Origin of the sequence: Streptomyces sp. NPDC051563 (genome assembly GCF_044454225.1) — a bacterium.
In the GTDB taxonomy this organism is placed as follows: domain Bacteria; phylum Actinomycetota; class Actinomycetes; order Streptomycetales; family Streptomycetaceae; genus Streptomyces.
Window position 1 is genome coordinate 65,338 of the sequence record NZ_JBITDL010000034.1, and the last position, 12,455, is coordinate 77,792.

Genomic DNA, 12,455 nt, shown 5'->3' on the forward strand with positions numbered 1-12,455 from the left:
TCCCGTCGCGGGGAGGGGAGGGGAGCGCGGGGTTCGGGGTGGGGCTCGGGTCGGCTCAGGAGGCGTGGCCCGTGCGGCGGCGCAGGATCCAGGCGCCGGCACCCAGTGCGGCGGCCACGAGGGAGCCGCCGATGGCGATCTGGCCCGGGCTCATCGCGTCGACGCTGCCGCCGAGTCCGCCGCGGGCGGCGCCCGGGGTGATGTTCAGCGCCACGGTGATGCGCTCGCCGCCGGGGCCGCCGCACTCGAAGGTGACGGGGTGTGAGCCGGCGCTGATGTTCCGCGAGGTGGTGGCGGCGCCGAAGAGGTTGGTGGCCTCGGCGTTGCCGGGGGTGAGCCAGACGTCGCCGAAGGCGCGGGAGGTGGCCTTGCCGGTACGGGTGCCGCAGCCGGTGACGTTGAGGCTGACCCGGCCCCCGGGGGCGACGTTGGTCGGGGAGACGCTGCCGGAGGGCTGGGCCTGGGCGAGGGTCGGCGGCGCGGCCGCGGCGAAGGCGACGGTCGCTGCGGCGATGGCCAGCACGCGGGGGAGGGGACGGTAGCGGCGGGGGCTGTGGGGGGTGGCGGGCATGGAGAGGACTCCTCGGGCTCCGGGAACGGCGCGGCGCGGATTCGGATGCGCACCTTCTCCGGACGCTAGGAGCCCGGCCCGGCCGCGGCGATCGCTGCCGGGTGAACGGGTGAGCCACTGCTCCGCTCGGGGGAGGCGGGTGGGGAGGGGTGGGCGTGGCCTGGTCGGCGCGGGCCCGTGGGGGCTGGTGGGGGCTGGCGGCCGGGGTGTCTGTGGGCGCTGGGCGGGCTGCTGCCGCCGACTGCGGGAGGTCCGGGAGGATCGGGCCGTCGCGAGATGGGCCGTCGGGGGGATCCCGGCCGCCGCGCCGAGGGTGAGCCGGGGGCAGGGCCGTGGGGGAGCTCTGGGGGCGGGTCAGGCGGCGGGTCAGGCGGTGGGTGTGGGGGCGGGGGTGGGGCGGCGGACCAGGAAGGCCGCCAGGGAGCCGGCGGCGAAGAGGGCGATCAGGGAGATCGCGGTGCCGAGCCAGGTGGTGCCCAGCCACTGGGTGCCGAAGTAGCCGAGGGCGATGCTGTAGCCGGCCCAGGCGATGGCGGCCAGGACCGACCAGGGCAGGAACTCCCTGACCTTGCGCTGGGTCTTGCCCGCGCCGAGGGAGACCACCGAGCGGCCGGCCGGGGCGAAGCGGGCGATCACCACCAGGGCGCCGCCGCCGCGCGTGAGGGCGGCGCCGAGGCGTTCGTGGGCCCGGGTGAGCCGGCGGGACCGGGCGATGGCGCGGTCGAGGCGGGCCCCGCCCCGGCGGGCCAGCCGGTACGCGGCCATGTCACCCAGCACCGAGGCGGTCACGGCGGTCACCAGCAGCGCCAGGATGTCCGGCACCTGGGACTGCACGGGCCCGGCCGCCCCGGCGGCCGCCGCAGCGGCTGCCGCCGCGGTGATCACCAGCACCCCGCTCGGCAGCACCGGCAGGAACACGTCGAGCAGGATGGACAGCGCCACGAGGGCGTAGATCCACGGGCTCGAAGTCAGCGAGCCCAGAGTCTCAAGCAAAACGGGACTCCCCAGTCCGGTTGACGTGCCTCGGCGTGAGGCGCCGCGACGTCGCGGGGGAGCGGCAGGGGCGGCTGACAGCGGAACAGCGTACGCCCGGTGTCCACGGACCGGACGCCCGGGGCTGCGCCCGGGGCGCGACGGGTCGCCCGGGCGTGCGTCAGAGCGGCGGCGTGAGGTCGCGGTCCAGGACCGTCACCAGGCGGGGACCCTTGCGGGCCTGGTCCAGGCGCAGCCGGGCGGTGCGCCCCGACAGCGCGAGCGTCATGAGCTGGTTGCCGAACCACGGCCCGCCCGTACGCCGCCAGCTCAGCGGGGGCCGGCCCGTCCGGCCGTGCCGGGAGAAACCCCGGCCCAGCCACCGGCCCAGCCGGGACCAGCCCAACCGGAAGCCCCATTTCACGGCGGTGTGGATGGAGTTGTGGACCGGGGAGCAGGTCAGCTGGAAGACCTGCGCCGTGCTGGGTATTCGGGGCTCGGCCACGTACGCGTGGTGCACGTCTCCCGAGAGCACGCACACCGTCGCCGGTGCCCGGGGCCCCGTGCCCACCTCCTCGATCACGTCGCTCAGCGCCGCGAACGAGGCCGGGAACGCCGCCCAGTGCTCCAGATCGCTGCGCCGTCGCAGGTCCTCCCCGATCCGGGCCCACCTCGGCCCCCGCTCTCCACGGCACAGGGCGGCGTTCCACACCTCCGCGTCGTGCACGAGCGGCGGCATCAGCCAGGGCAGTGACGAGCCGATGAGGAGGTGGTCGTACCCGCCGTGCCCCGCCAGGGCGTTCTCGCGGAGCCACTGCTTCTCGGCCGGGTCGAGCATGGCCCGGTCGTCCTCGGCGAGCACCCGGGCGGCCCGGGTGTCCACCATCAGCAGCCGGGACCGGCCGAAGTCGCGGCGGTAGCTCCAGCGCGCCGTGGCCGGGTCGGCGTCCGCCGAGGTGGCGAAGGCCCGTAGCACGTCGGTGCCGTCGGGGGTCGCCCGGACCGCCTCGAACACGGGGTCCGCGGCCAGTTCGGCGGGGGAGAGATTGCCCAGGTGCTGGTACACCCAGTACGACATGAGGCCGCTGACGACCCGCTCCTGCCACCACGGGGTGGCGCGCATCTCCGCCAGCCACGCGGCGCTGGTGTTCCAGTCGTCGATGACGTCGTGGTCGTCGAACATGTGCAGGCTCGGGACGGTGGAGAGCAGCCAGCGGATCTCCGGATCGAGCCAGGACTCGTAGTAGAGCCGGGTGTACTCCTCGAAGTCCGCGACCTGGGCGCCGGGGGCCTCGCGGAGGTCCCGCCGGGCCGCGATCCACCGGCGGGTGGAGCGGGAGAGCTGGTCCGCGTACACCTGGTCGCCGAGGAGGAGCAGGACGTCGGGGCGCACGGCCTCCGGGTCGGCGGCCAGATCCGCGGCGAGGGTGTCGAGGGCGTCGGGGCCGTGCGGTCCGCGCCGGTCGGCCGGCGGGGCGGCCTGGCGGCAGGAGCCGAAGGTCAGGCGCAGGCCGGGAGCGGCCGCGGAGCCGGGCCGTCCCGCGGGCGGGGTGGTGAGGGTGCTCGCGGGGAACGGGCTGTCGGGCAGCGGCCAGACCGGGAGGCCGTCGAGGAAGACCTCGTAGGCCGTGGTGGTGCCCGGGGTGAGGCCGGTGACGGTGATCAGGGCGTAGTGGTGGCCGGCTATCTGGAAGGTGTGGACGCTCCCGCCGGAACCGTCGGCGCAGCGCACCTCGGCGGTGCACGGACGGTCCGCCTCGATCCACACCGTGGCGGAGTCGCCCGCGTCCCAGTCGACGTGGCGCAGCAGCGGTCCCAGGCGCAATGCCCCCATGCAACTCCCCCTCCTTCGTCCGGCTTTGCCGTTCGATCACGGTACGACGGGGAGGGGGTGGTCCACCTCCCCCTGGCGGGGGAAAGATCTTTGGCCAGGGGTGGGGTGGGCCGGGGTCCGGGGGGTGTCAGCAGGCGTTGAGGATGTTGACCAGGGCCGTCTTCTCCGTCGAGTCCATGCTCAGGGCCCAGTACTGCTTGACCTCGACCCACATGCGCGCGTACGTGCAGCGGTAGGCGGTGCGCGACGGCAGCCACTTGCCGGGGTCGAGGTCGCCCTTGGCCTGGTTCACGTTGTCGGTGACCGCGATGAGCTGGGGGCGGGTGAGGTCGTTGGCGAACTGCTGGCGCTTGGCGGTGGTCCAGGAGCTGGCTCCGGAACGCCAGGCCTCGGCGAGGGGGACCATGTGGTCGATGTCGAGGTCGGAGGCGGCCGTCCAGGTGGCGCCGTCGTACTCGGAGTACCAGCTGCCGCTGACGGCCGCACAAGCGGAGTCCTGGACCACGCCGGAACCGTCGCGCTTGAGGACGACCTCGCGGGTGTTGCAGGTGCCGGAGACGGTGCTCCAGTGGGGGAAGAGGTCGCGGCTGTACCCGCTGGTGGAGCCCTCGGCCTTCGGGGTGACGGTGGCGAGGTAGGAGCGGGCGGCCGCGGCGCTGATCGGGGTGGGAGGGGAGGCGACGGCGCTGGGGGCGCCGAGCAGGGCGGTCAGGGAGGCCGCGGCGAGTATCGAGGCGAGCGTGCCGAGTCGACGCGCGTAGACGGAGGGCGTGGACGTGCCGGAGGGGGTGGTGGACATGAGGGCTCCTGGGTGGCGGCAGGGATGGTGGCCTGCGGGGTGGTGGCCTGCGGGGTGGTGGGGCGTGGCCATGGTGGTCGCGCCGGGTTTCCTGGGGATGGGCGCGAGGTGACAGTTTGAAGGCATGGGCATGTCATGGCGAGGTGAGTGACGGGCTTTGGGGTGAAGGGAGTTGGGGTTCCGGGCCGGGTTGGGTGGAGGTGGGGCTAATGTCCCGGGCTCGGTTCGCGCTGTAGGGCTGCTCCTGGGCCCGCCTCGGGGATCGGGGTGAGGGTGGGGGTGGCGGTGGCGGACATGGCAACGGCGCCGCTCCCGGTCGTTCCGGGGGCGGCGCCGTGATCCGTGATCAGAGTCCGGTGGTGAAGGGGTTGTTGTGGACGGCGTTGGAGTGGTAGGTGGTCCGGTCCCTGCGCAGTTGCTCGGTGCGGCCCAGCTCGATCAGGAGGCCCTCCGCCGCCACGGAGCGGCGGCGCTTTTCCCGGCGCATCACCTTGACGATGAGGTACAGCCCCGCGAGCCCCATCGCGCTGAAGAGGACGATCAGTTCGGTCATCGCAATTCCCCCCGTTGTCGCGCTCCTGCCCCACGCATGGCGGTGGTTCGGAGCGTCGCTGTCGACGGTACCTCCCGTTGTCAGACTCGGCTGCGAGGCTGAGTACATGGACACCACCTTGCAACTGACCATCGACTGCGCCGATCCGCGGGCGATGGTGACGTTCTGGACCGAAGCGCTGGGTTACGTGCCGGAGCCGGCGCCGGACGGGCACGTCACCTGGCGCGCGTACTGGGAGGACATGGGGGTGCCCGCGGAGGAACTGCCCGAAGGGGCGGGGGAGTTGCCGGAATCGATCGTGGATCCGTCCGGGCGGGGGCCCCGGGTGTGGTTCCAGCAGGTCCCGGAGGCCAAGGCCGGCAAGAACCGGGTGCACCTGGATCTGAAGGTCAGCGGAGGGCGCGGGGTTCCGATGGAACTCCGGACGCGACGGGTCGACGAGACGGTGGAGCGGCTCACCGGCGCGGGGGCGACGGTGCTGCGCGCGCTGGACGAGCTGGACACGCATTACGCGGTGGTGATGCAGGACCCCGAGGGGAACGAGTTCTGCGTCGCCTGAGCGGGAGGTGGGGCCGGGCCGTCTGAACGTCCGGAGTCAGTCGGCGAGCGGGAGGGCGCAGAGGCCGGCGTCCAGGATGCGGATCAACTCACCCACCCGTCCGCCGCCACTCGGCGCCGGCGGGAAGCGTTTGAGCACGTCAACGACGGCTGGTGTGGCGCGATGCACCGTCTGCCCGATGTGCGCGGCGCCCACGTTCCGATCGTCGTCGGCGAGGAGTTCGGTGGCCCGGGCCGCGTGGGCGGCGGAGCCGAGGATGTGCTTGACCTGGGTGGCCTTGGCCAGCGGGTGCAGGTAGGCGGCGCCCGCCGCAGCCATCGCTGCCCGAGCCGCCTCGCGCGCGGCCTCGGTGTCGGCGCTCTTGGCCGCCTTGAGCGCCGCCCATGCTCCGTCGCGCAGGGCCTTGCCCCGTTCACCGCCCCGCGCGAACTCCCATGCGGCGCCGATGGCGTCTCGAGGCCGCGGGTCGTCCGGCTGGTCGCCCTCGAACACCTCGAGCACCGCTTCCGCGCACGCCGCGGCGAAGGCGGTTACCTCGCGAAGCTCTTGCTTGCTCAGAGCGATCTCGCTCGCTTCCCCTGTCATGGCTCCATCCTCGTCCCTTGCGTTGGGCAGTTGGGCAGTTGGGCCGCCGGGCAGCCGGGCAGCCGGGCAGCCGGGCGGCTGGACGGCCGGGTAGCCGGGCGGATCGAGGGTGGCCCTACGTCGACTGGCTCATGGGCGGGTTCGACCGGCGCGAGCGCCTCGCGGCTGGTAGGGCGGAGGCGGGCGGAGTCGGCCCGGTCGGCCCGGCTGGTCGATGGGTCCGGTGTGCCGACTGGGGCGGGCCCGCTTGGGCCGGCGTGAGTCCGGCCGTCGAGGTGTGGTCGCCTCGGGCGGGCAGGCGAGTCCGGCCGGTCTGGCCTGGTGGCCCGGCCTGACCTGGTGCGGGCCCGCGGGGTGGGGCGGGTCTCGGGGGTGTCGCCGAACTCCCGTCGTCGCCCGAAGGGCGGCCTCGCGGTGTCTGGTGCGTGCTCTCGGTGCGCCAGGCGGAAGCCCGCGTACTGGGCGTACTTGGCTCTCGCCCGGTGTGGCGAGAGCGCGTGCCGGGCGTCGCGTGGCAGACGGGAGTCTGACGACAGGCCCGGGCCCGGGCGGGATGCTGCCGGGTGGATGGGTCTGGTGAGGTGGCCTGACCTGGCCCGCCCTGGTGCGGGGCTCGGAGCGCGTCCGGCCGCCGGTGTCTGGTCCGCCTGGGCGGGCGGGGTGAGTCGGGCGGCCGGGGTCTGCCTGCTCACGGGGAGCTGCTGAGCTCGGCGTACAGGGTGGATTTGCCCGGTTCGGCTGCCACGTTCCCGCTGTCAGGGGCCGGCCGCCAGGGAGGGGGTACGCGGACCGGACGACGCGTGGTCGACGCCGGTTCGCTGCCCGGGGTGGGTGGCCGCCTGGCAGGTCCGGGGCGGATCGTCTGCCAGGCTCGGGCGGCGCGTCCGGCTAGTCCGAGGTAGGGGTCCGGTGGGCCCGAGGCGCCCCTCGGGCTGGGTTGCCCGGGGTGGGGCGCCCCGCCGCCGGGTTGCCCCGGTCAGGCCTGCTGGACGGTGAGGGTGATCGAGCCGTCGGGGGAGGGGGTGACGGTGACGGCGGTCAGGTCGAGGACGTGGGCGGTCGGGCCGTGGGCGGCGGCGCGGGGGCCGACGCCGATGACCCGCATGCCCGCGGCCTGACCCGCGGCGATGCCGGCGGCGGAGTCCTCGAAGACGATGCAGTCGGCCGGGTTCACTCCGAGGGCGGCGGCGCCCATCAGGAAGCCCTCCGGGTCGGGCTTACTGGCCTGCACGGACTCGGCGGTGACCCGGACCTCCGGCATCGGCAGGTCGGCGGCCGTCATCCGGGCCGTGGCCAGGGCCACGTCGGCGGAGGTGACCAGGGCGTGCGGGAGGGTGCTGAGGGAGGCCATGAAGGCGGCAGCGCCGCCGATCGGGACCACGCCCTCGGTGTCGGCGGTCTCGCGGGCGAGCATCACCGCGTTCTCGGCGAGGTTCTCCGCCATCGGGCGGTCCGGCAGGAGGATCGCCATCGTGGCGTAGCCCTGGCGGCCGTGGACCACCTTGAGGGCTTCCTTCGGATCCAGGCCGTGGGCGACGGCCCAGTCGTGCCAGCAGCGCTCGACCACCGCGTCCGAGTTGACGATCGTGCCGTCCATGTCCAGGAGCAGGGCCTTGGCGGTCAGGACGGCGGGGGCGGTGGTGGTGCTGGCCGGCATCGGAGGGGCTCCAGACGGGACGGGAAAGAGAACAAGTGGTTCCGTCCACCGGTCAGGGAGTGAGGACGGAACCACTTTGTTCCTGAAGAATACAAAACGGGGAGGGGTGCTCGCCACCGGATCCGGTGTGTTCTATCCCTCCAAAGCGCGGCGGGTCACCGGACCGTAGACGCCCCAAGGGTCCTCGTCGATGCCGTTGTACGCCTGGAACGTGGAGACCGCCGATTCCGTACGGGCGCCGTACCGCCCGTCGTACTTGCCGCGGTAGATGCCCTGCGCCGCCAGCAGGCGCTGGAGCTTCTCCACCTCGGGGCCGGAATCCCCGTACCGCAGGGTCGGCGCCTGCGTGGGCGGCCGCGAGGCCGGCCTGGAGGAGCGGCTCGGGGTGGCGGACGGGGCGGCCGAGGGGGACGACGAACGGCTCGGGGTGGGGGAGGGCGAGGGGGACGCGGAGCGGGAGGGGGTCGGGGAGGTGGAAGTGGAGGCGGAAGCGGAGCGGGTCGGGGTCGGGCCGGTGCTCGTGGTGGGCGGTGACGGGGTGGCCTGGGTGAGGCCCGCCACGGGGGAGGAGGGCTTCGCGTCGACGAGGGTGGCCTCCGGCGCGGCGGGTCCCGAGGGGGCCCGCAGGACGAGGACGGCCGCACCGATCACCACGACGGCGGCGGCTGCGATGGCGGTGAGCGTGCGGATGCGGCGCCGCGGGGGCCGGCCGGACGGGGTCGCGCCGTTCGCCCCGGCCGCCGCGAGGTCCGCGCCGGCCACCCCGTGCGCCCCGTGCGCCCCGTAGGCCCCGGGTGCCACGTACGCCTCGTACGGCGGGACCGGGCGCAGCTGCATCGTTTCTTCGGGCAGGGACGCTACGGGTGTCCCGTACGCGGGAGTCCCACCCCCGGGCAGCAGTGGCGCGGGGTGGGGCGGCCCGACGGGCCCTGCATGCGGCGACGCGGCATCCGCCGGGCCGGGGTAGGCCGGCAGAGGGGTCGTCGGGCCGGGGTAGGCCGGCCGGGCGGCCGTCCGGCCGGGGAGCTGAGGCGGGGTGCCCGCAGGCGCGGCCTGCGCGGCGGTGTCCACGGCGTCTCCGCGGGTCGGCCCGGAGCGCGCAGCCGTGCCTGCCGGGCCGCCGGAGCGGGGCGGCGAGCCGGCTGCCCGGACCGGGGCCGCGGTCGTCTCGGCCGGCGGGGGACCGGCGGCCGGGCTTAGGTGCGAGGAGGCGGCACCCCGCGGGTCGGTGGAGGGTGCGGCCGGCGGGGCACCGGCCACCGGGCCGGGGTAAACGGAGGCGGCGTCGGCCGACGGGGCGCCGACAACCGGGCCGGGGTGCGCGGAGGCGGCGTCGGCCGACGGGGCGCCGACAACCGGGCCGGGGTGCGCGGAGGTGGCGCCCCGCGGGTCGGTGGAGGGCCTGGCCGGTGTGGCGCCGGCCACCGGGCCGGGGTAAACGGAGGCGGCGTCCCGCGAGCCGGAGGGCGCGGCCGCCGGGGCACCGGCCACCGGGCCGGGCCGCGCGGAGGCGGCGTCCCGTTGGTCGGGGGAGGGCGGCGCGGCTATGTACGGGCGGACGCGCAAGGGCTGGAAGGCCGGGGGGCAGGTGCAGGCTGCCTCCGTGATGCCGCAATCCGGACAGTGCTCGGTGTTCACTCGGATACCTCCCCTGGGCGCTGCCAGCGATTATGCAGACCCCAGGTAACCCGCCCAACCCGCCCGACAGGCCATAACGGGACACACCGCTCAGGATGGAGGAGTCGATCAGGCCTGAGGAGGAGCCGATGGTGCAGGACGTGACCACGGAGCCCGACCCGCGCAAGCGGACATCCGGACCCAGTGCCGAACACGCCTCGCGTGAGGTGCTCGTTTCCATCGGTGCGCTGCTGCTGGGGCTGCTCATATCTTCGCTCGACCAGACGATCGTCTCCACGGCCCTGCCGACGATCGTCAGTGATCTCGGCGGGATGTCGCACCTGTCGTGGGTGGTCACGGCCTACATGCTGGCGTCGACGGCCGCCACACCGCTGTGGGGCAAGCTCGGTGACCAGTACGGGCGCAAGAAGCTGTTCCAGTCCGCCATCGTGCTGTTCCTGATCGGGTCCGCCCTGTGCGGCCTGGCGCAGAACATGCCGCAGCTCATCGGCTTCCGCGCGCTCCAGGGGCTGGGCGGCGGCGGGCTGATGGTGCTGTCGATGGCGATCGTCGGAGACATCGTGCCGCCGCGCGAACGCGGCAAGTACCAGGGACTCTTCGGCGCGGTCTTCGGAGCCACCAGCGTGCTGGGTCCGCTGCTGGGCGGACTGTTCGTGGACCACCTGTCGTGGCGCTGGGTCTTCTACATCAACCTCCCCATCGGTCTCGTCGCCCTCGTCGTCATCGCCGCGAGCCTGAAGATCCCGGTGCGCACCGAGAAGCACACCATCGACTACCTCGGCACCTTCCTCATCGCCTCCGTCGCGACCTGCCTGGTCCTCGTGGCCTCGCTCGGGGGTACGTGGGGCTGGAGCTCGCCGCAGATCATCGGGCTCGCCGTACTCGGCCTCGTGCTGCTCGTCTGCTTCGTCCTCGTCGAGCGGCGGGCCGTGGAGCCGGTGCTCCCGCTCAAGCTGTTCCGGATCCGCACCTTCACCCTCTGCTCGCTGATCAGCTTCATCGTCGGCTTCGCGATGTTCGGCGCGATGGTCTACCTGCCGACCTTCCTCCAGGTGGTCCAGGGCGTCTCCCCGACCATGTCGGGCGTCCACATGCTGCCGATGGTGCTCGGACTGCTGATCACCTCCACCGTGTCGGGCCAGATCGTCAGCCGCACCGGACGCTGGAAGGTCTTCCCGATCGCGGGAACGGCCCTGACCGCGGTCGGACTGCTGCTCCTGCACCAGCTGGAACGCACGAGCTCCACCTGGGAGATGAGCGTCTACTTCTTCGTCTTCGGCGCCGGCCTCGGACTGGTCATGCAGGTGCTCGTCCTCGTCGTGCAGAACTCTGTCAGCTACGCCGACCTCGGCGTCGCCACCTCGGGCGCCACCTTCTTCCGTTCCATCGGCGCCTCCTTCGGCGTCGCCATCTTCGGCACGATCTTCACCAACCGGCTCGACGACAAGCTGGCCGGTGCGCTCAAGGGGATCCCGCTGCCGCCGGGGCTGGACACCAGCAAGCTGGAGGCCGACCCGCGCGCCATCGGCGCCCTCCCCGCCGCGCTGCGCCCGCGGATCCTCGACGCCTACTCCACCTCCATCACCGACGTCTTCCTCTACGCGGCGCCCGTGGTGCTCGTGGCCTTCGTCGTGGCCTGGTTCCTCAAGGAGGACAAGCTGCGCGCCTCGGTGACGGCGCCCGATGTCACCGAGACCCTCGCCTCCAACCCCGTCCAGCGCTCGTCACGGGAGGAGGTCGCCCGCGCCCTGACGACGCTCGGGACCCTCCAGGGCCGCAAGCACGTCTACGAGAAGATCACCGCGAAGGCCGGCTACGACCTGCTGCCCGCCGCCAGCTGGCTGCTGCTGCGGATCAACCGGTACGGCAGCGCCGACCCGGCCGTGCTGGCGGAGAAGACCATGGTGCCGCTGCGGGCCATCACGGACGCGGGCCGCCAGATCGAGGAGCGGGGGCTGGCCGTCCGCGACGGGCTGCCGCTGGTCCTGACCGACAAGGGCCGCGAGAGCGCGCTGAAGCTGTCCGCCGCGCGGGAGGAGTCGCTCGCCGAACTGCTCGGCGACTGGTGGACCGCCGACCGCCCGACCGACCTGTCCGAGCTGGTGGCGGAGATCAACTCGGAGCTCTGCGGATCCGTCGACGAGGAGCCTTACGAGGCCTTGCCCCGCCGGGACCATTCCGCGAGGTGACCCCCGCGTCGGCTCGGTCCGCCGGGTCGACGGGTGGCGCGGCCCGGTGGCCGGCCGACCGGTCAGGCCAGGCGCTTCTCGAACCAGTGCTCGGCATAGGGGCCCGAGCTGTACGCGGGTATCTCCGCGTACCCGTGACGCGCGTACAAGGCGCGGGCCTCCACCAGGTCGGACCGGGTGTCCAGCCGGACCCGCTCGGCGCCCAGGGCGCGGCCGGCGTCCTCCAGGGCTCGGAGCAGGGCCGCCCCGCCTCCCGTACCGCGGGCGCGGGGGTCCACGTACACCCGGGTGAGCTCGGCGGTGACGGGGTCCAGCAGGCGTATCCCCCCGCAGGCGAGGGGCCGTCCGTCGAGCCGGCCGACCACGAACCGGCCCGTCGGCGCCGTCAGCTCGTCGTCCGGGAAGTCCAGGAGGCCCTGGTCGACCTCCGCCTCGGTGACCGGCCGCCGCCAGTACCGGCCGGCGACCTCCGCGTAGTACGCGCGGCGCAGCAGTGTGGCGTCCGGCGTGGTGAACGGCTCGGCCGCGACCTGCCAGGTCGATGTCGCGCGGACCTTCTCTGTGCTCGTCATGCCGTCATTGTGGAGCCGCGCCCCGCTGCCCGCGCTGGAATATCCACAGGGCCGGGCCGATGATAGGAAAAGGGCCAAACCGTACGCACGAAGGGCGTGACCGTCATGTCGGAGCATCCTGACTGTGCCCTGATCCGCCGCGGCTACGAGGCGTTCGGCCAGGGCGACATGGAGAAGCTGAGCACGATGATGACGGCCGACGTCATCCAGCACGTCCCCGGCAGCAGCCCCATCTCCGGACACCACAAGGGACGCGAAGCGGTCCTCGGCCTCTACCGGCGGATGGGAGAGGAGACGCAGGGCACAATGCGGCTCCACCTGGACAAACTGCTCGCGGACGGCCGCGGCCACGTCATGAGTTTCCACACAACGCGCGCCGATCGTGGCGACCGCGGGATCGAGATCCACGAGGGCATCTTCTTCACGATCGTCGGCGGGAAGATCAGCGACCTCGACGTCTGCATCGAGGACATCGACGAGATGAACGCCTTCTGGAGCTGAACCGGGCCGAGCTGAACCGACCGCA

12 protein-coding genes are annotated in these 12,455 nt (G+C 73.5%); 3 read left to right on the forward strand and 9 right to left on the reverse strand.

The window, feature by feature from the left end; translation table 11 throughout:
• Nucleotides 1-55: 55 nt before the first annotated feature.
• The 5 genes from ACIA8F_RS32205 to ACIA8F_RS32225 all read right to left on the reverse strand — a co-directional run bounded on the left by ACIA8F_RS32205 (nucleotide 56) and on the right by ACIA8F_RS32225 (nucleotide 4,729).
• The gene (locus tag ACIA8F_RS32205; protein ID WP_399384117.1) at nucleotides 56-571 is read right to left on the reverse strand and encodes a hypothetical protein; all 516 of its coding nucleotides are present in this window, start codon (nucleotides 569-571) and stop codon (nucleotides 56-58) included.
• 366 nt (nucleotides 572-937) lie between these two features.
• Nucleotides 938-1,564 (reverse strand): DedA family protein, encoded by a 627-nt coding sequence (locus ACIA8F_RS32210; RefSeq protein WP_399384118.1) that lies wholly within the window; start codon nucleotides 1,562-1,564, stop codon nucleotides 938-940.
• A 160-nt stretch (nucleotides 1,565-1,724) separates the two neighbouring features.
• Nucleotides 1,725-3,377 (reverse strand): alkaline phosphatase D family protein, encoded by a 1,653-nt coding sequence (locus ACIA8F_RS32215; protein WP_399384120.1) that lies wholly within the window; start codon nucleotides 3,375-3,377, stop codon nucleotides 1,725-1,727.
• Nucleotides 3,378-3,504: 127 nt separating this feature from the next.
• The gene (locus tag ACIA8F_RS32220; RefSeq protein WP_399384122.1) at nucleotides 3,505-4,176 is read right to left on the reverse strand and encodes an HNH endonuclease family protein; all 672 of its coding nucleotides are present in this window, start codon (nucleotides 4,174-4,176) and stop codon (nucleotides 3,505-3,507) included.
• Nucleotides 4,177-4,522: 346 nt separating this feature from the next.
• Complete coding sequence (locus tag ACIA8F_RS32225) at nucleotides 4,523-4,729, reverse strand: hypothetical protein (RefSeq protein WP_399384123.1); 207 nt, start codon at nucleotides 4,727-4,729, stop codon at nucleotides 4,523-4,525.
• A gap of 106 nt (nucleotides 4,730-4,835) precedes the next feature.
• On the opposite strand from ACIA8F_RS32225, the gene ACIA8F_RS32230 reads away from it, so the two are divergent.
• Entirely contained in the window at nucleotides 4,836-5,288 is a 453-nt protein-coding gene (locus ACIA8F_RS32230; protein WP_399384125.1) for a VOC family protein, read from the forward strand.
• A gap of 36 nt (nucleotides 5,289-5,324) precedes the next feature.
• Here the strand turns inward: ACIA8F_RS32230 and ACIA8F_RS32235 are convergent, their stop codons facing one another.
• The 3 genes from ACIA8F_RS32235 to ACIA8F_RS32245 all read right to left on the reverse strand — a co-directional run bounded on the left by ACIA8F_RS32235 (nucleotide 5,325) and on the right by ACIA8F_RS32245 (nucleotide 8,367).
• Entirely contained in the window at nucleotides 5,325-5,873 is a 549-nt protein-coding gene (locus ACIA8F_RS32235) for a putative immunity protein (RefSeq protein WP_399384127.1), read from the reverse strand.
• Nucleotides 5,874-6,849: 976 nt separating this feature from the next.
• A complete protein-coding gene (locus ACIA8F_RS32240) occupies nucleotides 6,850-7,530 on the reverse strand; it encodes an HAD-IA family hydrolase (protein WP_399384129.1) in 681 nt (226 codons plus the stop codon).
• Nucleotides 7,531-7,662: 132 nt separating this feature from the next.
• Complete coding sequence (locus ACIA8F_RS32245; RefSeq protein ID WP_399384130.1) at nucleotides 7,663-8,367, reverse strand: peptidoglycan-binding protein; 705 nt, start codon at nucleotides 8,365-8,367, stop codon at nucleotides 7,663-7,665.
• 929 nt (nucleotides 8,368-9,296) lie between these two features.
• Here ACIA8F_RS32245 and ACIA8F_RS32250 point away from each other — a divergent pair.
• A complete protein-coding gene (locus ACIA8F_RS32250) occupies nucleotides 9,297-11,357 on the forward strand; it encodes a DHA2 family efflux MFS transporter permease subunit (protein ID WP_399384132.1) in 2,061 nt (686 codons plus the stop codon).
• A 62-nt stretch (nucleotides 11,358-11,419) separates the two neighbouring features.
• Here the strand turns inward: ACIA8F_RS32250 and ACIA8F_RS32255 are convergent, their stop codons facing one another.
• Complete coding sequence (locus tag ACIA8F_RS32255) at nucleotides 11,420-11,929, reverse strand: GNAT family N-acetyltransferase (protein WP_399384134.1); 510 nt, start codon at nucleotides 11,927-11,929, stop codon at nucleotides 11,420-11,422.
• A gap of 105 nt (nucleotides 11,930-12,034) precedes the next feature.
• Between ACIA8F_RS32255 and ACIA8F_RS32260 the strand changes: the two genes are divergently transcribed.
• The gene (locus tag ACIA8F_RS32260) at nucleotides 12,035-12,430 is read left to right on the forward strand and encodes a nuclear transport factor 2 family protein (protein WP_399384135.1); all 396 of its coding nucleotides are present in this window, start codon (nucleotides 12,035-12,037) and stop codon (nucleotides 12,428-12,430) included.
• Nucleotides 12,431-12,455: the final 25 nt, after the last annotated feature.

Coding starts and splice junctions, on each gene's coding strand:
- ACIA8F_RS32260 (WP_399384135.1), top strand. CDS start 12,035: ATGTCGGAGCATCCTGACTGTGCCCTGATCCGCCGCGGCTACGAGGCG.
- ACIA8F_RS32255 (WP_399384134.1), bottom strand. CDS start 11,929: ATGACGAGCACAGAGAAGGTCCGCGCGACATCGACCTGGCAGGTCGCG.
- ACIA8F_RS32205 (WP_399384117.1), bottom strand. CDS start 571: ATGCCCGCCACCCCCCACAGCCCCCGCCGCTACCGTCCCCTCCCCCGC.
- ACIA8F_RS32225 (WP_399384123.1), bottom strand. CDS start 4,729: ATGACCGAACTGATCGTCCTCTTCAGCGCGATGGGGCTCGCGGGGCTG.
- ACIA8F_RS32215 (WP_399384120.1), bottom strand. CDS start 3,377: ATGGGGGCATTGCGCCTGGGACCGCTGCTGCGCCACGTCGACTGGGAC.
- ACIA8F_RS32220 (WP_399384122.1), bottom strand. CDS start 4,176: ATGTCCACCACCCCCTCCGGCACGTCCACGCCCTCCGTCTACGCGCGT.
- ACIA8F_RS32240 (WP_399384129.1), bottom strand. CDS start 7,530: ATGCCGGCCAGCACCACCACCGCCCCCGCCGTCCTGACCGCCAAGGCC.
- ACIA8F_RS32235 (WP_399384127.1), bottom strand. CDS start 5,873: ATGACAGGGGAAGCGAGCGAGATCGCTCTGAGCAAGCAAGAGCTTCGC.
- ACIA8F_RS32250 (WP_399384132.1), top strand. CDS start 9,297: ATGGTGCAGGACGTGACCACGGAGCCCGACCCGCGCAAGCGGACATCC.
- ACIA8F_RS32230 (WP_399384125.1), top strand. CDS start 4,836: ATGGACACCACCTTGCAACTGACCATCGACTGCGCCGATCCGCGGGCG.
- ACIA8F_RS32245 (WP_399384130.1), bottom strand. CDS start 8,367: ATGCAGCTGCGCCCGGTCCCGCCGTACGAGGCGTACGTGGCACCCGGG.